Below are 23398 nucleotides of genomic sequence, written 5' to 3' on the forward strand. Positions count from 1 at the left end.
TGCCTCGAAGCGTTGTGTCTTGAAAACGTGCGAATTGTCAGTGACGGAACGTGCGCAATCGGTTTCGCGAAGTGGCCCGCAGGCCGTACTCTCCCATAATGAACTAATGGGGGTTTTGTTACTCATGGCCGACCCAACCGACACCCGCGACACCGGACCGCGACCCGGAACGCCCCTGTGGGCCTACCTCGCCGCCGTCATCACGATCGGGTTCACCGCGCTCGTCGTGTCCGTGCTGGGCATTGACGTGGCCGAGGCGGCGGAGCTCGTCCGCAGCCCGCTGTTCTGGATGCTCGCGACCCTGGTCGTGCTGGGCGAGCTGCGACCGGTGGTCTTGTCGTCGTCGATGACGGTGGGCGGCACCTACCCGTCGACCATGTTCACCTTCGCCGCGCTGCTCCACTACGGCCTGCCGGTCGCCGTGCTGCTGCAGGCGGTGGCCATGGTCGTCAACGGGGCCGTCACCCGCAAGGCGAGCCATCGGGTCATGTTCAACATCGCGCAGGTGACGCTGGCCTGCGGCGCGGCCGGGCTGGTGCTCGGGCTGTTCGGCGACCGGTCCGTCGCGGTGACCTCCTGGGTGCCCGACGGCTCCGACCTGCTGGCGATCGGGCTGGCCGGGCTCACCTACTTCGTGGTCCGGGCCCTGCTGGTCTCCGGCGCGGTGGCGCTGCACGAGCGCAGGTCGATCCACCGGGTGATCAGGACCACGATCGGCCACCAGAGCCTCGTCTACGCCGGCCTGCTCGGCCTGGCCCCCCTCGTCGTGGTGGTGATGAACCACTCGCCGGCCCTGGTGCCGCTGTTCCTGGCGCCGATCGTGGCGGTCTACTTCACCGCCACCATGTCGGTCCGCCGTGACCACCAGGCGACGCACGACGTGCTGACCGGGCTGCCCAACCGCAAGATGCTCGTGCTCAGCACCGAGGAGGCGCTCGCCGAGGCGCGCGACGGCGAGCGGGTCGGCCTGTTCCTGCTCGATCTCGATCGGTTCAAGGAGATCAACGACACCCTCGGGCACCCGGTCGGCGACAGGCTCCTGCAGCTGGTCGCCCACCGCCTCACCCACAGCGTCCGTCCCGGCGACGTGGTGGCCAGGCTCGGCGGCGACGAGTTCGCCGTCCTGCTGCCCTCGGTCAGGGACGCCGCGGCGGCCAGGGAGGTGGCGGCGCGCCTGCGGGTGGCGATCACCGAGCCGGTCCGGCTGGAGGGCATGAGCTTCGACCTGGACGCCTCGTTCGGCATCGCGATCTACCCCGACCACGCGCCCGACTTCGAGATGCTCCTGCAGCGCTCCGACGTGGCGATGTACCTCGCGAAGGAGGGCAGGACCGGGGTGGAGATCTACTCCCCCGACAAGGACCGCAACAGTCCCGAGCGGCTCAACCTCCTCGGCGACCTGCGCAGGGCCATCGACCGCTCCGAGCTGCGGCTGCACTACCAGCCCAAGCTCGACCTGGCCGGGGGGCAGGTGCGGGGGGTGGAGGCGCTGCTGCGCTGGCGCCACCCGGAGCGGGGGATGATCCCCCCCGGCGAGTTCGTGCCGATGGCCGAGCAGTCGTACCTGATGCGGCACCTCACCGGGTACGTCATCGACGCCGCGCTGGAGCAGGCGGCCCACTGGTGGCACACCGGCCTGCACGAGCAGATCTCCGTCAACGTCTCGGCCCGCGACCTCCTCGACTGCGCCCTCTCCGACCAGCTGGGCGAGGGGCTGGCGCGCTACCGGCTGCCGCCCAAGGCGATCCAGCTGGAGGTCACCGAGCGCATCCTGATGACCGACCAGGCCTACACCGACGGAGCCGTCCGGGCCCTGACCGCGCTGGGGGTGCCGCTCGCGCTGGACGACTTCGGCACCGGCTACTCCTCGCTGGTCCGCCTGCAGCGCCTGCCGGTCGCCGAGGTCAAGATCGACTCCTCCTTCGTCCGCCGCATCGGCGAGTCCAAGGACGACGAGCGGATCGTCCGCTCCATCGTCGACCTGGTCCGCTCCCTCGGCCTGCGCTCGGTCGCCGAGGGCGTCGAGTCGGCGGAGGTGGCCGAACGCCTGGCCGACATGGGCTGTGACCTGGGGCAGGGCTGGTTGTTCGCCGAACCCATGTCCGCCGCCGACGCGACCGTATGGTTGCGCAAACATCGAGCTCTCGCCACGCACGACCTCGGCTTCCTGCGCCGCGCCGAGATCCTCGACCCCCAGAGGGCGTGAGACACATAGAAGTACACTTCGCAGAAGTGTACTTCTATGTGTTGGAGGTCGCCTTGATCCCCAAGCCCGACAGGATCTTCGCCCGGGAATTCGAGTGGCGCCACCTCGCGTCCTTCGCCGCGCGGGGCGCCGAATCCGTCCAGTTCGGCGTGGTCAGCGGCCGTCGTCGGCAGGGCAAGACGTTCCTGCTTGAGGCGCTGACCCGCGAGATGGGCGGCTTCTACTTCAGCGCGACGGAGGCGACGGAGGCCGAGGCGCTGAGCATGTTCTCGACCGCGTTGTGGAACCACACGGGAAGCCCCGTCCTGACCAGATTCGCCAGCTGGGACGAGGCGATCACCCAGATGTTCGCCATCGCCGACGAGTCGGGCCGGCCTGTGGTGATCGACGAGTTCCCTTACCTGAGCAAGGTGTCGCCCGCCCTGCCGTCCATCGTGCAGAGGGAGATCGATCGTGCGATCTCGCGCGGCGGGCGTCTGTCGTTCCTCCTGTGCGGTTCCGCGATGTCGGTCATGGGCGGGCTCTTGTCAGGAGACGCGCCGTTGCGTGGTCGCGCGACCCTTGAACTGGTCATAAGACCCTTCGACTATCCACTCGCGGCCAAATACTGGAAGCTGAGCGATCCCGCGCTCTCCGCCCGGGTCCACGCGGTGGTCGGCGGGACGCCCGCCTACCTTCGATTCCTCAACGGGGACGTGCCCACGTCCTCCGAAGACTTCGACGACTGGGTGGTGCGCACCGTCCTGGACCCGGGCACGCCGCTGTTCCGCGAGGCGCGCTACCTCCTTGAGGAGGAGACTGACATTCGCGACACCGCGCTCTATCACTCCGTACTGGCCTCCGTCGCCGCAGGAAACAACGTCCGGGGCGGGATCGCGAGCTACATCGGACGTAAAACCAGTGACATCGGCCACCACCTCAACGTCCTGGAGGACAGTTGCCTGCTCCGCCGCGAGCCGGACATCTTTCACCCGGGTCGCTCGGTCTATCGGATAGCGGAACCTCTGATCAACTTCTATCAGGTCGTCATGCGCCCTCGATGGGGACTGCTGGAGAGCGGGCGCGCCCGGCTCGTCTGGGCGGACGCGAAAGCACGTTTCCAGTCCCAGATCATGGGGCCGCACTTCGAGGAACTGTGTCGGCACTTCGCTCTCGTCGAACCCGTTTTCGGTGGCCTGCCGGGTGAGGTCGGGGCGGGAACCCTGACCGATCCCGTCAGGAAAACCCAGATTCAGGTGGACGTCGTAGTGTTCGCTCCCGCGATCCCGGGCGAGCCACGCAAAGTGTTGTCCTTGGGGGAGGCCAAATGGGGAGATGTCATGGGGAAACGGCATGTTGATAAGCTGCGCCGCGCGAAAGAACTGCTTGCCCAGAAGGGGTATGACACCCGGAACACCGTGCTCGCCTGTTACAGCGCCGCCGGATTCGAGCCGACACTTCGAGCCGAGAGTGACGTCCGCACGATCGGGCTGTCCGATCTGTACGCGTAACAGGGGTTCTCGGATGGTTCCTTTGGCCGGAATACTTCCACTGGCGATACTATCGCGCGCGATAGTATCGCCAGTGGAAGTAGGAGCGTACTTCGTCGAAGTACGCTCCTCGCCTTGTTCGGGGTGCGACGAGGCCGATGATCTTTCTGAAGCCGGTGAGAACCGGCGGTCCGGACCAGAGCGCGGGGGCGGTCTCCACCGCCGGGTACGGCTGCCCTCTCGGGGCGTCGCCGGGTTCGCGCCGGAAAACGATCTCTCGCATGGGCCGGGGCGGCCGGGAGACCGTGGGACGTATCGCGGGTCCGCGTGAGCGTGATCGCGGGTCCGCGTGGACGTGAGCGCGGGCCCGTCCGGGCCCGTGCCGGGGGCTTCGGGGCCGCTTTCTCCGGGTTCGACGGTCCGAGGGCGGCCCGGAGGTGATCCAGGGGCGGGCCGGCCGCCGGGAGTGAGAGATCTTCGCTTGGTTGCGGCAGTGTTAATGAGTCGGGACCCTCAGGTCGCGAGCCATAGGATGACAGTGTCCAATTGCCATTCCACGAAACGGGTTCAACGACTCATGTCCGCCATAACCCGCGACGAGGTCGCTCACCTCGCCCGGCTGTCCAGGCTGGCGCTGGCCGACGAGGAGCTCGACCACTTCGCCGCCCAGCTCGATGTGATCATCGGTGCGGTCGCCCGCGTCGCCGAGGTGGCGGCCGACGACATCCCGCCGTCCTCGCACGCGCTCCCGCTCACCAACGTCTACCGCCCCGACGAGGTGCGGCCCAGCCTGACGCCGGAGGAGGCGCTGTCCGGCGCCCCCGCGGTCGAGGACGGCCGCTTCCGCGTCCCGCGAATCCTCGGGGAGGAAGCATGAGCCTCGTCCGCAAGTCCGCCGCCGACCTGGGCGCGCTGATCGCGAGCGGAGAGGTCTCCGCCGTCGAGGTCGCCCAGGCCCATCTCGACCGGATGGCCGCCGTCGAGCCGAAGGTCAACGCCTTCCTGCACGTCGACGCCGAGACGACCCTGGAGCAGGCGCGCGCCGTCGACGCCCGCAGGGCCGCCGGCGAGGAGCTCGGCCCGCTGGCCGGGGTGCCGATCGCGCACAAGGACGTCTTCACCACCCGGGACATGCCGACCACGGCCGGGTCGAGGATCCTCGAAGGCTGGAGGCCGCCGTACGACGCGACCGTGACCCGCCGCCTGCGCGAGTCCGGGCTGGTGATCCTCGGCAAGACCAACCTCGACGAGTTCGCGATGGGCTCCTCCACCGAGAACTCGGCGTACGGCGTCACCCGCAACCCGTGGGACCTGACCCGCATCCCCGGCGGTTCCTCCGGCGGCTCCTCGGCCGCGGTCTCCGCGTACGAGGCCCCGCTGTCCACCGGCACCGACACCGGCGGCTCGATCCGCCAGCCCGCCGCGGTCACCGGCATCGTCGGCATGAAGCCGACCTACGGCGGCTCGTCCCGCTACGGCCTGATCGCCTTCGCCAGCTCGCTCGACACCCCCGGGCCCTTCGCCCGCAACGTGCTCGACGCGGCGCTGCTGCACGAGGCGTTCTCCGGGCACGACGTCATGGACTCCACCTCCGTCGACGCCCCGGTGCCCTCGGTCGTCGAGGCGGCCCGCAACGGCGACGTGGCGGGGCTGCGCATCGGCGTGGTCAAGGAGTTCGGCGGCGACGGCTACCAGGCGGGCGTGCTCGCGCGCTTCAACGAGACCGTGGAGCTGCTGGAGTCGCTGGGCGCGAAGGTCTTCGAGGTCTCCTGCCCGTCGTTCACCACCGCCCTCCCGGCGTACTACCTCATCGCCCCCTCGGAGTGCTCCTCCAACCTGGCCCGCTTCGACGCCATGCGCTACGGCCTGCGCGTCGGCGACGACGGCACGCGCAGCGCCGAGGAGGTCATGGCGCTGACCCGGGCCCAGGGCTTCGGCCCCGAGGTCAAGCGCCGCATCATCCTGGGCACGTACGCGCTGTCCAGCGGTTACTACGACGCCTACTACGGGCAGGCGCAGAAGGTCCGCACGCTCATCGCGCGCGACTTCGAGGCCGCCTTCCAGCAGGTGGACGTGCTCATCTCGCCGACGACGCCCACCACGGCGTTCCCGATCGGCGAGCGCGCCGACGACCCCATGGCGATGTACCTGGCAGACCTGTGCACCATCCCGAGCAACCTGGCGGGCAACGCGGCCATCTCCGTGCCGTGCGGCCTGGCCGACGAGGACGGCCTGCCGGTCGGCCTGCAGATCATGGCCCCGGTGCTCGGCGACGACCGCTGCTACCGGGTCGGCGCGGCGGTGGAGAGGGCCCTGCGGAGCCGGTGGGGCGGCGACCTGCTGTCTCAAGCCCCGGAGCTGTAAGGCTTTTCCGGGGTTCGGGGCGAGGGCGAGGGGGCGACAGGTGACAGGGAGAACGGCGGCATGATCACTCGTATCGAGATCGACGGGTTCAAGTCCTTCTTGAGCTTCGATCTCGATGTGCCGCCCTTCCTCGCGCTGGTCGGCCCCAACGCGAGCGGCAAGTCGAACCTCTTCGACGCCGTGGGGTTCGTGGCGGCCGAGATCGAGGGTTCCGGCGGGCTGCTCGGGGCGACCCGCGGGCTGCCGGGCGAGCAGTTCCACCGGGTCGCCCACGGCTCGGCGGTGCCCGGGTTCGTCGTCTCGGTGGAGGCGCTGGTCACCCCGGAGCCGGGCTCGGTGGTGCCGATCAGGTTCGACGTGGGCGCGGAGATGGTGCTGAAGATCCCCAGGTCCAGCGGGGCCGTCGTCAGCCACGCGGTCCAGCGCATCCCCGAGGAGTTGCTGGAGCTCATGGTCGAGGACCCCGACCCCGAGGGCACGCCTCTTCGCACGGTCCAGTCGTGGCGCCGCTACTCGCCGTCGCCCGCGGCGATGCGCCGCCGCTGTCCCTCGGCCGACCGGGGGCCGCTCGCGGCCGACGGCTCGAACCTGGCCGCGGTGCTCGGGCGGATGGCCGGTACGGAGGCGCTGGCCGACCTCGCGGCCGATCTCGCGGGGGTGGTCCCCGACGTCGTCGGGCTGCTGCCGCGCGTCGAGCGCGGCGAGTGCTCCTTCGACCTGCTCGTCGACGGCCAGGGGGTGGTCCCGGCGGCGCTGCTGTCCGACGGCACCCTGCGGATCCTCGGCCTGCTCGCCGCCCTGCACGATCCCGATCATCCGGGCACGCTGCTGGTGGAGGAGATCGAGAACGGCGTCCACCCGGCCCGTCTCGGCGAGCTGCTCCGGCGGGTGCGCCGCCGGATCACCGCGCCGGGGGGGCCTGAGCCGCTGCGGCAGCTCATCCTCACCAGCCAGTCCCCGATCGTCGTCGCGGAGGTATACCGGACCGAGCCGGACGCGCTGACCTTCCTCGACACCGCGGTCCGCGTCGACCCCGACAACGACCGGGTGTCGCGGGTGACCGTGGCCAAGCCGATCCAGCCGGACGGCGAGCCGGGCACGTTCGTCTCGCCCCGGCAGGTCCGCAAGTACCTGGGCGCGGCGGCATGAGCAGCCGGCCGCTGGTCCCGGGGCTCATCGCGGAGGGGGAGGCCGACGAGGGCTTCCTCGGCATCGTGATCTCCAGGCAGCTGCGCGAGCTCACCTGGATGTCGCCGTACGCCGTCGACGTCGAGGCGACGGAGGTCGTCTCCTGCGACCGGGAGCACCTGGTCACCGCGCTGGAGGAGCTCGCGGCCGACTGCCACCTGCTCTTCACGCACGACGACGAGCGGGAGCGCCGCCGCAGGGACGGCGTCCGCTACCACTCGCACTACCTGGTGCCGGTGATCGGGCTGGGGGAGACGGAGGGCTGGCTGCTCGCCGACCCCGCCGCATGGGCGAAACTGGAGGGCAGCGACCTCAGCAGGCTGCCGGCGCGGCCCCGCGACGTCGAGAGGATCTCCGACCCCGCCGGGGTGCTGGCCACGACCGTCCCCCGGCGCGGCAAGCCGGCCCGCGACTACTTCGAGTACATAGGACGCAACATCGATCTCGCCGTTCTGGCCCAGGTGCCCGCCTACGCGAACTGGGTGGCCGAGACGAGGAACGCGTTGAAGGGACTTGGTTATTTATGACGTTTTCTATGACGTCTTCCATGAAGCAGGAAGTGGTGAGCGACGATGAGCGCTGAGACGTTGATGCCGTACGACGAGGCGCTGGAGCGCTTCGAGCCGGTGCTGGGCCTGGAGACGCACGTCGAGCTGGGTACGGCGTCGAAGATGTTCTGCGGCTGCCCGACCACGTTCGGCGCCCCGCCGAACACGCACGTCTGCCCGGTCTGCCTGGCGCTGCCCGGCTCGTTGCCGACGGCGAACGCCGCCGCGATCGAGGCGACCATCCGCATCGGCCTGGCGCTCAACTGCTCCATCGCCGAGTGGTGCCGCTTCGCCCGGAAGAACTACTTCTATCCGGACATGCCGAAGAACTATCAGATCAGCCAGTACGACGAGCCGCTCTGCTTCGACGGCTACCTCGACGTCGAGGTCGACGGCAAGACCGTCAGGATCGAGATCGAGCGCGTCCACCTGGAGGAGGACACCGGCAAGTCCACCCACGTCGGTGGCGCGACCGGCCGCATCCACGGCGCCGACTACTCGATCGTCGACTACAACCGGGCGGGCATCCCGCTGGTGGAGATCGTCACCAAGCCGATCCCGGGGACCGACAGGCTCGCCCCCGAGGTCGCTCGCGCGTACGGCATCGAGCTGCGCGAGCTGGTGCGTGGCCTCGGCGTCTCCGACGTGCGCATGGAGGAGGGCTCCATGCGCTTCGACGTGAACGTCTCCCTCATGCCGCGCGGCTCCTCGGAGTGGGGCACCCGCACCGAGACCAAGAACGTCAACTCGCTGCGCAGCGTCGAGCGCTCCGTGCGGGGTGAGATCGAGCGCCAGGCCGCGATCCTGGCCGACGGCGGCCGGATCATCCAGGAGACCCGCCACTTCCACGAGAACACCGGCACCACCACCTCGGGACGGTCCAAGGAGGAGGCGCAGGACTACCGCTACTTCCCCGAGCCCGACCTGGTGCCGATCGCCCCCGACCCGGCGTGGGTCGCCGAGCTCAAGGCCGCCCTGCCCGAGCTGCCGGGCACGCGGCGCAAGCGGCTCCAGCAGGAGTGGGGCGTGTCCGACCTGGACATGGCGGCGATGCACAACGCCGACGCCATCGCCCTGGTCGAGGCGACGGTCGCCGCGGGCGCCCCGCCCGCGGACGCCCGCAAGTGGTGGATGGGCGAGCTGGCCCGCCGCGCCAACGAGGCCGGTCTCCCGCTGAGCGCGCTGAGCATCACCCCCGACCAGATCGCCAGGGTGTGCGCGATGGTCGCCGGGGGAGCGCTGAACGACAAGCTGGCCCGCCAGGTGCTGGAGGGCGTGCTGAACGGCGAGGGCTCTCCCGACGAGGTGGTGGCCGCCCGCGGCCTGCAGATCGTCAACGACGAGGGCGAGCTGATGGAGATCATCGACCAGGTCCTGGCGAGCAACGCCGACGCGGCCGACAAGGTCCGCAACGGCAAGGTCGCCGCCGTCGGCGCCCTGGTCGGCGGCGTCATGAAGGCCAGCAGGGGCAAGGCCGACGCGGGCCGCGCCCGCGAGCTCATCCTGGAGCGCCTCGGCGTCTCCGGATAGTCCACGCCCCAGGTTTCCCGGGAGCCCGCGCGAAGGGCCTCCCGGGAGGCCTGTACCCGCCCGGACGGCGTCAGCCTCGGCGTCGAATGAAATCGATCATTTCGGTTCTGGTCTCCTCGTGCGGTTCCACCGATGCCGCCCGCCTCACCCAATTTCTCGCCTCGTCCGGTACGGCTGAGGCCGGCCAGGCGGTCAGCGTGGCCAGGGCCGCGCGCCGGACCCTGGTGACCCGGTTGCGCAGCGCCACGTCGATCAGTGCCGGCCCGACGCCGGGAAATGCCTTCAGCCCACCCACGACGGACTCCAGCGCTCGATCCGGCCTGTACTCCTCGCCGATGCCGAGGTGTTCCCCCGGCCCGTCGGCCAGGCCGGCCAGGGGAAGGAGGCGCTGGGCCAGGTCGACGAGCTGTTCGGCCTCCTCGGCGGTGGCGAGCCCGAAGGCGTGGTGCCAGGCGGACTCGTCCAGCGGATCGGTGTCCAGGCGGGCGACGATCTGCGGGACCACCTGTAGGCGAAGCCTGTCGGCGGCCCACATCGCGCGGCTGAAATCGGCATGATGCGGATCGGCCAGGCACTCCAGCACGAGGTCGTTCCACCGAGGTCGCACGACGAGTTCCTCGTAGCGATGACGGAGTCGCGCGATCGTGTCCGGGGACCAGGCCGAATCGTCGCCGGGCCGGCGCAGGAAGGTCAGGATTCTCAGTACGGCGTCCAGCCTGCCGAGCGTGGCCCGCCGGTCGGTGAGAAGGTCGGCGAGGCGATGCATGGCCGGTACGGCGTCGGCGTAGTCGCCCATGTCCTCGGCCGGGCCGCCCAGTGCCAGGGCGGCCAGGATGTCCGCGGCGCCGTCGAGCAGGGCGTCGTCGACGTCCGGTTCCAGCAGGGCCGAGTACAGGTCGCCGGTCGTGGCCGCGAGGTGGGCCAGGTACTCGTTCATGATCCTGTTGCGGAAACCGTCGCGGAGCAGCCAGTCCTTGATCTGCGGATCGTCGCACCCCTTGAGCCGTTCCACCGCGTGGATACGCCCCCAGCCCCGCACTCGGCGGGCCAGCTCGTAGGTGGCATGTTGAGGGTCGGGCTGGGTGCGCCGCAGGGCCACCACCGCGTACAGGGTGAGCTCCTCCAGCGTGCCGAGCAGGAGCAGCAGCTCCCGGTCCCGCTCGTCCCCGCAGGCGCCGAGCAGCACAAGGCCGATCTTGACGGCGTCGCGGCGGGTGCCGTGCTCGGCCAGATGCCGTCCGACCTCGCCGATTCGGTCACGGGGGAGGCGCCGTCGCCGGATCTGGTCGATGAGACCGTCGGCGATACCGAGTGCCGATACTGTGCCGAGCCGATCGTGCAGCCGCAGGAGATCGTCGCGGGCCGGGTCGTCGGTGACGAGCCTGCCGACCAGGTCGGCGATCTCGATGACGGCGTCGTCGTCCGGCTTGACGCCGAAGTGATGGCTCTGGATGCCGTCCATGACGACGCTGCTGATGAACGGTTTGTCGCCGGTGGGGCGGGGCTGGTCGTCGGGGAGCCGGTAGGCCTCCTCGGGCCACGGGCCGGGGCCGTACCGCAGGGACATCGCGAGTGCGTGAGCGAGGAAGGTGGGGCGATCGCCGAGGGGATCGTCGCCCAGCTTCCAGGTGCCGGGGTTCACCGGCCGGGGCGGTGGCCGCCCTTCCTGTAGGTCATGCCCGCCATGATGACCCATCGGGAGTCCGGACCGCAATCACGGGCCACCCCGCCGGGGCTGATGGCAGGAACCGTGGACCACGGTTCCCGATGCCGACAGCGCTTCGATGAACGCGCCGATCCCGTTTGGAGGATTTTTCTGCAGGATCGGCGCATTGGAGACATATTTCTATTTGGTCAGCCACTCGCCCTTGTGATCGGAGAACCCGCTGTCCAGTGCGAACTGAAGCTTCTCGATTTTCGTGGTCTTGGGCACCTCGAAGACGATGACCCCCTTACGGCTGTCGCCGCTGCTCATCGTGACCGAACCGGCGAACGAGACGCCTTCCTGTACGTCGCCGAACGTCGACCTGTATTGCTGGCCCTCGGTGTCGATCAGTATGGCGCCGTTGGACGGACTGTCGCTGTATGCCTTCCGGCCCGTGTTCTCGAGGGTCAGTTGGATCGCGAAGAAGCGACTTCCGTCTTTCGGCTTGAGGAAGTCGACCTTCGGTGTCGCGTTCTCGACGACCTTTTCGAGGGTCACGGCGACCTGGAGATCGGAGTCGATGCCTTTCAGGCTGATCGTGCCACCTACGGCCGCCGTCGCGGGTCCGGATTCCGGCTCCTGAGTCGGCGCCTTCTCGGTTCCCGCTTCGGTCTTGGCCTCGGTTTCCGCGACGGGAGCCGACTGGGCGGCGGTCGGCCGGTCTTTTCGCGTCGTCACCGTGGTGTCGTCGCTGACGCTCACGACGGCCGCGACGCAGCCGAACAGCAACAGGACGGGAGCGCAGGCGACGAGCAGCCAGAACGCGGCCCCCTTGCCCGGCTTGCGCGGCGGTTGTCCGTATCCGCCACCCGGTGGTGGGTAAGGCCGGCCATAGGGCTGCTCGTATCCGTGACCGGGTGGCGGATAGGACTGGCCGTAGGGCTGCTGGTACTTCTGTGAGTAGCCGCTCTGCGGGGGTGGTGGCTGCCCGTACGGTCGTTGGTGCGGATCCTGCGGGCCGTGCTGATTCGCCATCGGTGCTCCTGGGGCTAAAGGTGCATAGGGGACGCCCTGGATGTCCACTTGGATGACGCGATCCGCGATTTCTCCGGCCTTTTTGTGAATGCCGTGTGATCGGGAACTTGACGGCAGGTTAGTAAGCGCCTGTCATTCAATCGAGTTATCTAAGAAATTTTGTGGTGATTTATCATCATATGAGAATGGGATCAGGCGGGAGTGGCCTGGGCGGCGACGAGGTTCGCGTATTTGCCGCCGGCGGCCATCAGCTCGTCGTGGGTGCCGCGTTCCACGACGCGGCCGGAGTCGACCACCAGGATCAGGTCGGCGTCCCGGATCGTGCTCAGCCGGTGGGCGATCACGATCCGGGTCTGGGTGAGCCAGAACAGGTTGGACTCGATGGTCGCCTCGGTGGCGCTGTCCAGGCTGCTGGTGGCCTCGTCGAGCAGCAGGATCTTCGGCCGCGGCAGGAGGGCGCGGGCCAGGGAGAGCCGCTGGCGCTGGCCGCCGGAGAGGCCGCCGCCGTCGGTCAGCATCGTCTCGTACCCCATCGGCATGGCCATGATCTCCTCGTGCAGCGCCGCCACCTGGGCCGCGGCGACCACCCGCTCCAGGGGCGCGTCGGGGGAGTTCAGCGCGATGTTCTCCCGGATCGAGCCGCTGAACAGGGAGGAGTCCTGGCCGACCACGCCGAACTGGCGGCGCAGGGTGCGCAGGTTGAGCTCGGAGGCCGGGACGCCGTCGTAGAGGATCTCGCCCTCCACCGGGGTGTGCAGGGTGAGCAGCAGCCTGGCCAGCGTGCTCTTGCCCGACCCCGAGGCGCCCACCAGGGCGACCTTCTGCCCCGGGCGGATGGAGACCGAGACGTCCCGCACCACCCACGGGCCACGGGGGTCGTGCCGGAAGCTCACGCCGCGCAGCTCCACCGCGCCGCGCAGCCGCAGCACCTCGATGCCGTCGCTGGGCTCGGGCTCCGAGGCCAGGATGTCGGACAGGCGGTCGAAGTGCGCGCCCGCCTGCTGCAGGCTCTGCAGGCCGGTCATGAGCGAGCCCAGCGGGGTCAGGGCGCCGAGCGCGATGGCGTTGAGCGCGATCAGCGCGCCCACGGTCAGCTCCCCGTCGAGGACCCGCCACGTGCCGAGCCACAGCAGGCCGAGCGGGGCGACCACCCGGATCGCGGACAGCGCGGCCTCCACCAGGCCCTGGGTGAGGCCGCTGCGCACGTCGGCGTTGAGCTGACGGCTGAAGTGCGCCGACCACTGCTCCACCGCCCGGTTCTCGGACCCGGACGCCTTCAGCGTCTCGATGCCGGTGATCGCCTGGATGAGGCTGCTCTGCGACGCGGAGAAGGCGGTGAGCTCCTGCTGGGTGAGGAGGTTGATCCGGCGGGTGGTGGCCAGGACCAGAAGCCCCTGGGCGGCGACCACCCCGGTCAGCGCCAGCCCGAAGACGGGATCCCAGACGTACACGAGCACGAGGTAGCCGACGGCCAGCGGGCCGTCCAGCAGCGCCGCCACGATCTGTCCGGTGAGGATGTCGCGCAGCGTGGAGACGCTGGCGGCCCGGGTGAGCAGGTCGCCCTTGCCGCGCTGCGCGAAGTACCGGTACGGCAGCGCCACCAGATGGCCGATCACCCCCTCGGTGAGCTCCTGGTCGGCACGGGCCCGTACGGCCACCAGCAGCGCCGCCCGCAGGTAGCCGATCACGAACTGGGCCACCCCGGCCAGCAGCACGGCTCCGCCCAGCAGGGGCAGCAGGTCCGCTCCCCGCGACGGGATGACCTTGTCGATCAGCAGCTGGGAGAGGAGGGGCAGCGCCAGCCCCAGCAGCTGCAGCAGCAGCGAGGCCGCGATGACCTGCGCGAGCAGGCCGCGGCGGCGCCGGAACAGGGTACGGACGAACTCGCGGCGCCAGGCGCTCGCCATCGAGGACGTGCCGCGGTGGAACCCCTCGCCGGGCTCGAAGACCAGCAGCACACCGGTGAACCCGGCGCTGAACTCCTCCGGCGTCAGGCGGCGGCGGCCCCGGCCGGGGTCGACGAGGTCCACCCGGTCGGGGGACCAGCGCTCGACCACCACGAAGTGGTTGAACTCCCAGTGCGCGACCGCGGGGAGCGGTACGCGCGCCAGGTCCTCGGGCGCGAGGGAGAAGGCGCGCGCCTTCAGGCCGTGCTCACGGGCGCCCTCCACGATGGCCTTGGCGCTCAGCCCGTCCCTGCCGACCTGGAGCCGTTCGGACACCTGGTGCAGCGTGGTGCGGTGGCCGTGGTGGCAGAGCACCATGGCCAGGCACGCCGCGCCGCACTCGGTGGCGGTGTTCTGCGTCAGGACCGGTACGCGACTCCTCATCCGCCCGCTCCCAGCACGAGGGTGACGAGCGCGGCACCGGCCGCCAGGACGGCGGCCACCGCGATCCACAGCAGCAGGAACGACGGGCCGCTGATCACCAGCGGCATCCGGGCGGCGCCGCGGGCCTCGACGTGCCGGCGCATCGCCTCCTCCCGGTAGACGAGCCGCCCCTGGCCGCCCCCCGAGGGAGGATCGTCCCCGGAAGCGGAGGGAGGGCCGGGCCGCGGCGGAGTGGCGGGAGGGGTCGCGGGGGACTGCGTTCGGGGTTCGGTGGCGGTCGCCGCCGCCGGGGACCGCGGCGCGGACGCGGGAGGTGAGTGCTCGGAGGTGGGAGGTGAGTAAGGGGGGCGCGCGCGGTACCCCTCGGCGTCCTCCCAGTGCTTGACCCTGTGTCGGCCAGGCGCGGGGACGGCCTGGGTGCGGTCCGGATCGATCACGACCAGTGCCACTCGACCGTGGCCGCGGCGCGGCGCTCCGCCAGCCAGCCGGTGAACGCGGCCCGTCCGGCGGCGGCCAGTGTCTCCGCGTCGCCGGTGGCCGGGCTCCTGGAGAGGACGGCGCCGGTCAGGAAGCCGCCGTCGGGCAGCTCCACCGGGCCGACGACCCGGCCGGGCTCGGCACCGCGCAGTGCCTCCGGCAGCTCCGCCTCCCAGCGGGTCGCGAAGGTCACCGCCGTCTCCGTGAGCGAGGTGACCGCCGTCTCCCCGGGCGAGGTCACCGTCGCTTCCCTGTACGAGGCCACTACCGCTTCCCCGGGTGAGGTCACCGCCGTCTCCCCGGGTGAGGTGATCGTCTCTCCGAGGGAGGTGAGGACGGTGAGGAGGCCGGTCGTGGTGGCGGCGGTCACCTTCTCGTCGCCGGTGACCCACACGGCCCCGACCCGGGCGAAGTCGCCGGGGTTCGCGGCCAGGTGGCCCGGGGCCAGCTCCGCCTCCTTGTCCTGCCGGAACCGGCGGCGGCGGGCGATCTCGGTGATGTACGCCTCGAACCGCTCGCCCGACATGCCCGCCTCGGTCATCCAGGCCAGGGTCGACGCGCGGTCGTGCAGCCCACGGCCCCTGCGGAACTCGTCGGCCGTGGCCTGGAGGTCGGCGGCGGTGAGCGGTGCGGTCTCGGTGGTGTCTCCGGCGTCCCCGGCGGCCTCGACGAGCAGGCACTGGTCGACGATCTCCTGGTACGGCGACGCGTCCCGCCGGGAGAGCGAGCGCAGCATGGTCAGTGCCTGGGGGACCGTCACGTCGACCTCGTTGACGCTGACCAGGTACCCGGCCGCCCAGTGCGTCGAGTGGTCGATCAGCCAGGGCACCCCGTCCTCGGGGGCGGCGGTCAGCGCGACCGTGCCGCCGTCGGGGTGGTCGAGGAGCAGGTCGTAGTCGACCACCGGGGTTCCGGGACGCCGGTCGACGACGAGCTGTGCCCGCACCTCCGGATACCGTGCCGCCCACTCGCCGGTCGCGCGGCGGGCTTCGGCGACACCCGCGCCCCGGCGGGGCAGCGTACGCAGCAGGGAGACCCCCGACTGCAGGGCCTTCGCGAAATCGGTCACGGTGTTCCTCCGTTCATGAGCCAGTCCGCGATCGCGTCGCTGACGGGCAGCCCGGTCCACAGTTCGACGAACCCCCACGCGCCGTTGGAGTTCAGCTCCAGGAAGACGTACTCGCCGCCGGGGGTGACGATGAAGTCCAGTGCCGCGTAGGTCAGGCCGACATCGGCGACCAGCCGGGCGCAGCGCGACGCCACCTCGGCGGGCAGCTCGTGCACGCCGTACCTGACGCGGTCGTTGTCGTAGTGCCGCCAGTCGTCCCTGGCCGCGCGGGAGGCCGACGCGTCGATCTCCGCGGCGAACACCCGCTCTCCCACGACGATCACCCGCAGCTCGACCGCCTTGGGAACGTAGGGCTGCAGGATCACCGGCTCGTGCTGCACCCGGTGCCGGGAGGCCAGGTGGCGGCGGGTGACCACGGTGGTGAACGCGCGGTGCTCGGCGCCGTCGACCTGGAAGGGCTCGGCGGTGATCTGCTTGGCGACCAGCCGCTCCGCCGATTCGTACGCGCCCGCCAGCTGCGCGGGGTCGTTGGTGTAGACCGTGTCGGGTACGGAGAAGCCCAGCTCGATCGCCCTGGCCATGTGGAAGATCTTGTTGTGCGCGCGGCGCTCGTCCGCCCGGCGTCCGGGCAGCCAGCGCGCGGGCAGCAGGCTCCACACCCCGTCCAGCATGAACTCCGCCTGCTGGTCGACGTGCGCGCGGTGACTCGGCTCGGTCACGGTGCCGGCCGCGCGGGGCGCGCTCGGCCGGCTGCGCCAGACCGCGGTGACGCGGGACAGGTCGATCGTCTCGGCGCCGGTGTCCAGCAGCAGCCGTCGCTCCCCGCCGGAGAACGAGGCGGTGATCCGGCTGCGGCCCGGGAAGTCGCCGGTGTCCCACCACAGCACCGGGGTCCCTGGGGCGTTCGCGGCGGTGTCCGGACCCACCGGGCGGGCGCCGCGCCGCCGGAGCGCGGTCATGACCCGCTCGACCGCCCCGTCCCCCCGCCTGCTGATGATCAGAATCACTGTCCGGTCCCGTCTCGAAGGCACGGCGGAACGGGTCCTCCGTTCCGCCGTGCCGTGTTCATCCGATGTGCCGTCCGCGGAAGGCCCGGCCCGTCTCACCGCGGGCGGGTTCCCGGTGCCGGTGGATCCGCCCGATCAGGCGGACTCGCGCACACGGCCCCGGGGGCCGTAGGTCAGCACCCACCCGGGCATCCCGCCGGAGACCCGGCTCGGCCTCGGCCGGCTCCGCGCCCTCGAAGGGCGGGTCGTCGATCGTGATCCTCGGCGCGATCGTCCCGGCCGGCGGTGTGAGGTGGGGTGGTCGTACGCGTTGGCTAGTACTGCCACCACTCGCACGGCAGGTCCTTCTTCCAGGCGCTGACCGACCACCTGCCGCCGGAGACCTGGCCCAGCTCGGCCTCGGCCAGCTCTGCGCCCTCGAAGGGCAGGTCGTCAATCGTGATCCTCGACATGATCATTCCTCTCGGTCGCGTCGTAGCGACCCGCTGGTCCTCCGGCCTCGGTGCCGAGAGCCGGGCGCCGGGTTCCCGCGTTCGGTCCCCGGCTGTACGGAGGAATCTAGGAACGATCACTTGTGGACCACTTGCGCCCCGCTTGGGACGCGCGGGATCGGGCGCGGTGGCCGCGCGAGGGTGCCGTGTCGTGCGAGGGCGTCGTGTCGCGTGGGGGCGCCGTGGTCGTACGAGGGCGTCGTGGGCCGAGTGAGGGCGCCGTGGTCGTACGAGGGCGGGCGGGCGGACGCGATCGCGGGGCGGAGCGCCGGCGGTCAGTCGGGGGCGGGCCGCTCGCCGGGACGGCGGTAGGCGCCGTACCACCAGATCTTGCCGAGCTCGCGCGCGAAGACCGCGTCGCCGCTTCCGTCGTCCACGCCGATGTGCCGGGCGATCGCCTGCGCGCCGCCCCAGACGATCACCCGGCTCGCCGCCGTGGCGTCCAGGTCGGAGGGCGTCGAGCCCGATGCCTGCTCGTCGACGAGCGTTTTGTGAACGGCCTCGTCGAATTCCTCGAGATCGGCGGTGTAGAAGTCTCGTACGGCCGGGTCGTAGGAGGCCAGCTCCCTCATCGCGGACAGTATCGCGAAGTTCTCCCGATGGATCGCGATGACCTCCATGAAGAATTCCGCGTATCTGGCCGCGCCGTCCTCCCCGGCGCTCGGATCCCATTTCCCGGCCATTTCCACCAGCCTGCTTCTCAGGGTGTCGGAAAGCCGGATGAGCAGCTGGGACTTGTCACGGAAGTGCGCGTAGAAGGTGGCGCGGGACAGGCCCGCCTCCTCGAGGATCTGCCGCACGCTGATCTCCGTGAAGACCTCACCCCTTTTGAGGAGCCGCTCGACCGCGGCCAGGAGTTGCGCCTCGGCGGGGGCCGGCCCCTCGGCACCGTCCTTGCGCCTGCGGGTCACAGAGGTCATGGCCACATACTAGGGCCGGTCCGGGGCGCGTCCCGGCAGGCTCCACCACCTGCGGAGCCGCCCCGGCGCCCGTGCCGGACGGTCGCGCGCGGAGGCCCTACCCGGCCGTGGACGACCGCGCGGCGACGTCCATGAGGATGTCCGCGAACTCCTCGGGATTCGAATGGAACGGCGCGTGGTGTCCCGGGCAGCGGTAGACGGTTTCCGCGCGCGCGGCCATTCGCTCCGCGATGCTTCCGGTAATGGAGACGTCTCCGTCCGGAATGACATAGCTGTTGGGCGTCGTGCGCCAGCCGGCCTGTGTCACCACCTCGAAGTCGGCACGCACGGTCTGCGGAACCAGGCGGGAAATCGCCTCGGCGGTCTCCGGATTCGTCGCGTCGCCGTCGTAGAAGGCGGCGGGCAGGTTGAGGTCGGGATTCTCCGCGGGCCGCAGCCCGGCGAGGGAATCCGGAACGGGGATCCCGTGCGTTTGGAACATGCCTTCACCGACGTCCGGCATGTAAGCGGCCACGTAGACGATGTGCGCGACACCGGCCGCCCCGGCGACGGCCTCGGTGGCCGGTACCCCGCCGTACGAATGGGCCACCACGATCACCGGTCCGGTGATGTCGTCGAGGGCTTTCCGAATGACCGCGGCGTCGTCGTACATGCCGGGGAGCGGTTCGGCGCCGGGCTCGTCCCCGACGGCGCTGGGCAGACTCACCGTGCGGCTCGCCCAGCCCCTTTCGTCGAGCACGTTCTGCAGCCTTTCCCAGCTCCACGGTCCGTGATGGCCCCCGTGCACGAGAAGGAACGTGGCGCGGTTCGCGATTTCCCGCAAGAGATCTCCCTGTTCGGTGGTCCACGCCGAAGAGAACGTGGCCGCCCCGCGCGCTCGGCGGTACGGCGGGCCACGACCCGTGACCGCCCCGCGCGGAGTTCGTGCGCGCCGGAGGCGGTCCTGGCCGGCGGTGTCGTACATGCAGACCATACACTATGTATAGACAGCTTGTATGGTCGCGTCGCGATGTCCGCCCGAGACGGGACGGCCTGGTGAGGGGCGTGGCGCGGGGTCCTCGGGGACGTCGTGGCCCCGGTTCGAGGGGCGGGGGCGAAGCTCCTTTCGGTCGCGTGCGTTCCGGTGATCGGAGGGTCCTTTTTGATGTGGTAATTCACATTTCTGGAATTAAATAGGTATTGACGAAATTCATACCAACTTGCACAGTAATCACTGCAGTCTCAGCTTTCACTCCGACATGACCTGACCTCACGATCGGAAGAGCGTTCAATGAAAAGGCTCCTGACATTCGCCGCCGTGACGTTGACGGCCGCCGCGGGAATGGCCGTCGCGGCCGTTCCCGCCCAGGCGACTCCCGTGAACGGGGCCTCCGTCGTCCTGGCGGCTCCCGGCGTGGACGCGGTGGTCGTCGCCGACGGGGTGCGCCTGCGGTCGAGTGCCGGAGGATCGACGGTCATCGGCTACCTCTACTACGGCGACTACGGGCAGATCCTCAGCACGACGGGCGGCTGGTGCAGGTTCCGGCTGGGCGCCAGGTCGGCCTCGGGGCTGCCCTCCGGCACCACGGGATGGGTCTCGTGCACCTACCTGGCCAGGGAGGACGGCCAGAAGTTCACCGGCCCCGCCGTCGACACCCTGCGGGAGTAGCCCCTTCCCGGGATGAGCCCGGCCGCCCGGCTCCCCACGGCCGGGCGGCCGTTCCCCGTTGCGAGGCAGGTCACGAGGCAGGTCGTGAGGCCAGGTCGTGAGGCCAGGTCGCGAGGTGGGTCGCGAGGCCACGTACGTCATGAGACCCCGCCGTGAGACCGAGGCGCGCGCCCGCACGGGGGAGCGGGGGAACGGGCGGAGGAGCGGCGAGCGGAACGGAAACGGAAACGGGCACGGACGAAGGTCCGTGCCCGCGTGTCGCCGCGTCCGGGCGCGGCGGGTTCCGTTCAGGCGCCGCGACGGCGGGCGGCCACCTTCCTGATGAGGGGCGTGCACAGCGCCAGGAGCGAGACGACCAGCAGCGTCGCCGCGATCGGGCTCCTGACCAGCACCGTCACGTCGCCCGCGCCGATGGCCAGGGCCCGGCGGAGCTGGATCTCGGCCATCGGGCCCAGGATCAGGCCGATCACCGCCGGGGCCACCGGCAGGCCGAAGCGGCGCATCGCGAAACCGAGCAGCCCCAGGATGTAGAGGATGACCAGCTCCACCCAGGAGGAGTTCAGCGCGTAGACGCCGAGCGCCGCGAACAGCACGATCCCCGAGTAGAGGTACGGCCGGGGGATGCGCAGCACCCGTGCCCAGAGCGGGGCCAGCGGCAGGTTGAGAACCAGCAACATGGTGTTGCCCACGAACAGCGAGGCGATCATGCCCCAGACCAGCGCCGGGTTGTGGTCGAACAGCTGCGGGCCCGGCTGCAGCCCGTACTGCTGGAAGGCCGCCAGCAGGATCGCGGCCGTCGCCGAGGTGGGCAGGCCCAGCGTGAGCAGCGGGACGAGCGTGCCCGCCGCCGAGGCGTTGTTGGCGGCCTCGGGACCGGCGACCCCCTCGATGGCGCCCTTGCCGTACTCCTCGCGGGCGACCCCGCGCGCCAGGCGCTTCTCGATCGAGTACGACAGGAACGTCGGGATCTCCGCGCCGCCGCCGGGCAGCGCGCCGAACGGGAAGCCGAGCGCGGTGCCGCGCAGCCACGGCCGCCAGGAGCGCGACCAGTCGGAACGGCCGAGGAACGCCCGGCCGACCGGGACCACCTCGGGCCGGCCGTGCCGCAGCCGCGAGGCGACGTAGAGCACCTCGCCCAGGGCGAACAGCCCGACCGCGACGATCACCACGTCGATGCCGTCGAGCAGCTGCGGGATGCCCAGGGTCAGCCTGGCCTGCCCGGTCTGCTGGTCGATGCCGACGAGCCCGATGACCAGGCCGAGGCTCAGTGAGGCCAGCCCCCGTACGACGGAGCGGGACAGCACCGACGACACCGCGGTGAAGGCCAGGACGGCCAGCGCGAAGTAGTCCTCGGGGCCGAAGGAGATCGCGAAGTCCACCACCAGGGGCGCCGCGACGACCAGCAGCGCGGTGGCGATGGTGCCCGCGACGAACGAGCCGATCGCGGCCGTCGCCAGCGCCTGGGCCGCCCGGCCGCGTTTGGCCATCTTGTTGCCCTCGAGGGCGGTGATCATCGATGAGCTCTCGCCCGGCGTGTTGAGCAGGATCGAGGTGGTCGACCCGCCGTACATGCCGCCGTAGTAGATGCCCGCGAACATGATGAACGCGCTCGCCGGGGGGACGGTGAACGTGATCGGCAGCAGCAGCGCGACGGTCATGGCCGGGCCGATGCCGGGCAGCACGCCCACCAGCGTGCCCAGCGTGACGCCCGCCAGCGCGTAGAGCAGGTTGACCGGGGTGAGGGCGGTCGCGAAGCCGTCCATCAACAGCTGGAAGGAGTCCACTCAGATCACCCCGGACAGCAGCCCGGCCGGCAGCGTCACGCCGAGGCCCCTGACGAACACCAGGTAGGTGAGGGTGGACAGCACGATCGCGATGACGCCCGCGCGCAGCCGGTGGGCCGCCCCGAGCGTCACGGACAGGCCGAAGAAGAGCAGCGCGCCCGCGATGACCCAGCCGAGCAGGTCGAGCAGCCCGGCGAAGGCGAGGAAGATCACGCTGACCAGCGCGACCGTCCGCCAGTCGGCCCGCGCGCCGGAGTCGATGTCCTCGGCGTCCTCGGGGTCGCCGCGGCCACCCCTGAGCACGTCGACCACGTAGAACAGCCCGATCAGCAGCATCGCCCCACCGACCAGGGCCGGGAAGAACCGGGGCCCGAGACCGAGGGCGGAGCCCGCGGCGGTCACGTCGGCGGTGCCGACGATCACGAACGCCCCCAGCGCGAGGACCAGCACCGCCAGCCCCAGCTCGGGCCGCCGCCACGACCACCCGGCCTCGCCCTCGGGCGCCGTACCGGGACGCGGGTCCCCGTCGCCGCCGGAAGCCGGGAGGGGGCCGGCCTCGGCCCGGGGACCGGCCTCGCGACCGGAGCCGGGTTCGGGGCCGGATCCGGTACGACGGTCGCCGGCGCCGGCACCGGCCCCGGTGGGACCGCTACCGGTGGGACCGGAAGGGTCTTCTGCGGGAGACATCAGGAGACGAGGCCCATCTCCGCGATGACGGCCTTGACCTTGGTCTGCTCCGTCGCGAGGAAGTCGGCGAACGGCTGCCCGGTCTGGAAGACGTCGGTCCAGCCGTTCTTGATCACCGCGTCCTTCCACGCCGGGGAGTCGTGCATCTTGGTGACCAGGTCGGTGAGCTTCTGCTTCGCCGCGTCGTCCAGCCCGCCGGGCGCGACGAAGCCGCGCCAGTTGGCCAGCTCCACGTCCAGGCCCGCCTCCTTGATGGTCGGGGCGTCCACGTTGCCGAGCCGCTCGGGAGAGCTGACGCCCAGGGCGCGCAGCTTGCCGGACTTCACGTGCTCGGCGAACTCGCCGATGCCGGAGATGCCCATCGCGACCTTCCCGCCGAGCAGCGCGTTGAGCGCCTCGCCGCCGCCGGAGTGGGCGATGTAGTTGACCTGCTTGGGGTCGATGCCCGCCGCCTTGGCCATCAGGCCCGCCACGATGTGGTCGGTGCCCCCGGCGGAGCCGCCCGCGATGGCGATCTTCGTCGGGTCGGTCTTCCACGCCGTCACCAGGTCGGCCAGCGTCTTGTACGGCGACGTGGCGGGAACCACGACGATCTCGTACTCCTCGGTGAGCTTCGCGATCGGCGTGGTGTCGGCCAGCGTGACCTTCGACTTGTTCTGCTCGACCGCGCCGACCATGACCAGGCCCATGGTCATCAGCAGGTCGCCGTTGCCCTTCTCACCCGCGAGCTGGGCCAGGCCGATGGTGCCGCCCGCGCCGGGCACGTTGTAGACCTCGATCTTGCGGGACGGGTCGGCGGCCTTGAGCGCCTCCCCGGCGACGCGGGAGGTCTGGTCCCAGCCGCCTCCCGGCGAGGCCGGCGCCATGATTCTCAGCGCGCTCGTACCCGAGCCGCCATCGGAACCGCAGGCGGTGAGGGCGGCGAGGGACAGCGCCGCGAGGGCGGCCAGTCTCCGAAGACGCATGGTCTGCTCCAAACAAACGTAAACAAAGCGTGGTG

20 protein-coding genes are annotated in these 23398 nt (G+C 70.7%); 8 read left to right on the forward strand and 12 right to left on the reverse strand.

Features of this window, described 5'->3' with window-relative positions:
• Positions 1-124 precede the first annotated feature (124 nt).
• The 7 genes from AC5L38_RS17555 to gatB all read left to right on the forward strand — a co-directional run bounded on the left by AC5L38_RS17555 (position 125) and on the right by gatB (position 9305).
• Positions 125-2206: a putative bifunctional diguanylate cyclase/phosphodiesterase gene (locus AC5L38_RS17555; protein ID WP_495243870.1), complete on the forward strand. Its 2082-nt coding sequence runs from the start codon at positions 125-127 to the stop codon at positions 2204-2206.
• A 26-nt stretch (positions 2207-2232) separates the two neighbouring features.
• Positions 2233-3696 (forward strand): AAA family ATPase, encoded by a 1464-nt coding sequence (locus AC5L38_RS17560; RefSeq protein ID WP_495243871.1) that lies wholly within the window; start codon positions 2233-2235, stop codon positions 3694-3696.
• A gap of 556 nt (positions 3697-4252) precedes the next feature.
• Positions 4253-4552, forward strand: a complete 300-nt coding sequence (gene gatC, locus AC5L38_RS17565) for an Asp-tRNA(Asn)/Glu-tRNA(Gln) amidotransferase subunit GatC (RefSeq protein WP_329085297.1) — start codon at positions 4253-4255, stop codon at positions 4550-4552.
• Entirely contained in the window at positions 4549-6039 is a 1491-nt protein-coding gene (gene gatA / locus AC5L38_RS17570; protein WP_495243872.1) for an Asp-tRNA(Asn)/Glu-tRNA(Gln) amidotransferase subunit GatA, read from the forward strand. Before gatC ends, gatA begins: the two co-directional genes overlap by 4 nt.
• A gap of 60 nt (positions 6040-6099) precedes the next feature.
• Positions 6100-7188 (forward strand): AAA family ATPase, encoded by a 1089-nt coding sequence (locus AC5L38_RS17575; RefSeq protein ID WP_495243873.1) that lies wholly within the window; start codon positions 6100-6102, stop codon positions 7186-7188.
• Positions 7185-7754 carry a hypothetical protein gene (locus AC5L38_RS17580; protein ID WP_495243874.1) on the forward strand — a complete coding sequence of 190 codons (570 nt, stop codon included), beginning with the start codon at positions 7185-7187 and terminating at the stop codon, positions 7752-7754. The genes AC5L38_RS17575 and AC5L38_RS17580 overlap by 4 nt, the downstream gene beginning before the upstream one ends.
• A gap of 45 nt (positions 7755-7799) precedes the next feature.
• Positions 7800-9305: an Asp-tRNA(Asn)/Glu-tRNA(Gln) amidotransferase subunit GatB gene (gatB, locus tag AC5L38_RS17585; RefSeq protein WP_495243875.1), complete on the forward strand. Its 1506-nt coding sequence runs from the start codon at positions 7800-7802 to the stop codon at positions 9303-9305.
• 70 nt (positions 9306-9375) lie between these two features.
• Here the strand turns inward: gatB and AC5L38_RS17590 are convergent, their stop codons facing one another.
• The 9 genes from AC5L38_RS17590 to AC5L38_RS17630 form a co-directional block, all read right to left on the reverse strand.
• Positions 9376-10947, reverse strand: a complete 1572-nt coding sequence (locus AC5L38_RS17590; protein ID WP_495243876.1) for a hypothetical protein — start codon at positions 10945-10947, stop codon at positions 9376-9378.
• Between the two features lie 204 nt (positions 10948-11151).
• Positions 11152-11985: a DUF4352 domain-containing protein gene (locus tag AC5L38_RS17595; protein WP_495243877.1), complete on the reverse strand. Its 834-nt coding sequence runs from the start codon at positions 11983-11985 to the stop codon at positions 11152-11154.
• Between the two features lie 191 nt (positions 11986-12176).
• On the reverse strand, positions 12177-14315 hold the full coding sequence (locus AC5L38_RS17600; protein ID WP_495243878.1) for a peptidase domain-containing ABC transporter: 2139 nt from the start codon (positions 14313-14315) through the stop codon (positions 12177-12179).
• Positions 14312-14458 carry a hypothetical protein gene (locus AC5L38_RS17605; protein ID WP_495243879.1) on the reverse strand — a complete coding sequence of 49 codons (147 nt, stop codon included), beginning with the start codon at positions 14456-14458 and terminating at the stop codon, positions 14312-14314. Before AC5L38_RS17605 ends, AC5L38_RS17600 begins: the two co-directional genes overlap by 4 nt.
• A gap of 290 nt (positions 14459-14748) precedes the next feature.
• Entirely contained in the window at positions 14749-15861 is a 1113-nt protein-coding gene (locus AC5L38_RS17610; RefSeq protein WP_495243880.1) for a TIGR04500 family putative peptide maturation system protein, read from the reverse strand.
• Positions 15858-16868: an MvdC/MvdD family ATP grasp protein gene (locus AC5L38_RS17615; RefSeq protein WP_495243881.1), complete on the reverse strand. Its 1011-nt coding sequence runs from the start codon at positions 16866-16868 to the stop codon at positions 15858-15860. Before AC5L38_RS17615 ends, AC5L38_RS17610 begins: the two co-directional genes overlap by 4 nt.
• A 314-nt stretch (positions 16869-17182) precedes the next feature.
• Positions 17183-17320: a putative ATP-grasp target RiPP gene (locus AC5L38_RS17620; RefSeq protein WP_495243882.1), complete on the reverse strand. Its 138-nt coding sequence runs from the start codon at positions 17318-17320 to the stop codon at positions 17183-17185.
• Positions 17321-17634: 314 nt separating this feature from the next.
• The gene (locus tag AC5L38_RS17625; RefSeq protein WP_495243883.1) at positions 17635-18279 is read right to left on the reverse strand and encodes a TetR/AcrR family transcriptional regulator; all 645 of its coding nucleotides are present in this window, start codon (positions 18277-18279) and stop codon (positions 17635-17637) included.
• A 97-nt stretch (positions 18280-18376) separates the two neighbouring features.
• On the reverse strand, positions 18377-19102 hold the full coding sequence (locus AC5L38_RS17630) for an alpha/beta hydrolase (RefSeq protein WP_495243884.1): 726 nt from the start codon (positions 19100-19102) through the stop codon (positions 18377-18379).
• 447 nt (positions 19103-19549) lie between these two features.
• Here AC5L38_RS17630 and AC5L38_RS17635 point away from each other — a divergent pair, with 447 nt between their 5' ends.
• Positions 19550-19927, forward strand: a complete 378-nt coding sequence (locus AC5L38_RS17635; RefSeq protein ID WP_495243885.1) for an SH3 domain-containing protein — start codon at positions 19550-19552, stop codon at positions 19925-19927.
• Between the two features lie 287 nt (positions 19928-20214).
• Here AC5L38_RS17635 and AC5L38_RS17640 read toward each other — a convergent pair whose 3' ends face one another.
• Genes AC5L38_RS17640 through AC5L38_RS17650 form a run of 3 tightly spaced genes read right to left on the reverse strand, consistent with a single transcriptional unit; the run spans position 20215 to position 23363 of the window.
• Positions 20215-21711, reverse strand: coding sequence for a tripartite tricarboxylate transporter permease (locus AC5L38_RS17640; RefSeq protein ID WP_495243886.1), 1497 nt, complete (start codon positions 21709-21711; stop codon positions 20215-20217).
• Positions 21712-22398 carry a tripartite tricarboxylate transporter TctB family protein gene (locus AC5L38_RS17645; protein WP_495243887.1) on the reverse strand — a complete coding sequence of 229 codons (687 nt, stop codon included), beginning with the start codon at positions 22396-22398 and terminating at the stop codon, positions 21712-21714.
• Positions 22398-23363, reverse strand: a complete 966-nt coding sequence (locus tag AC5L38_RS17650; protein WP_495243888.1) for a tripartite tricarboxylate transporter substrate binding protein — start codon at positions 23361-23363, stop codon at positions 22398-22400. Before AC5L38_RS17650 ends, AC5L38_RS17645 begins: the two co-directional genes overlap by 1 nt.
• Positions 23364-23398: the final 35 nt, after the last annotated feature.

Source organism: Streptosporangium nanhuense, from assembly GCF_059358815.1.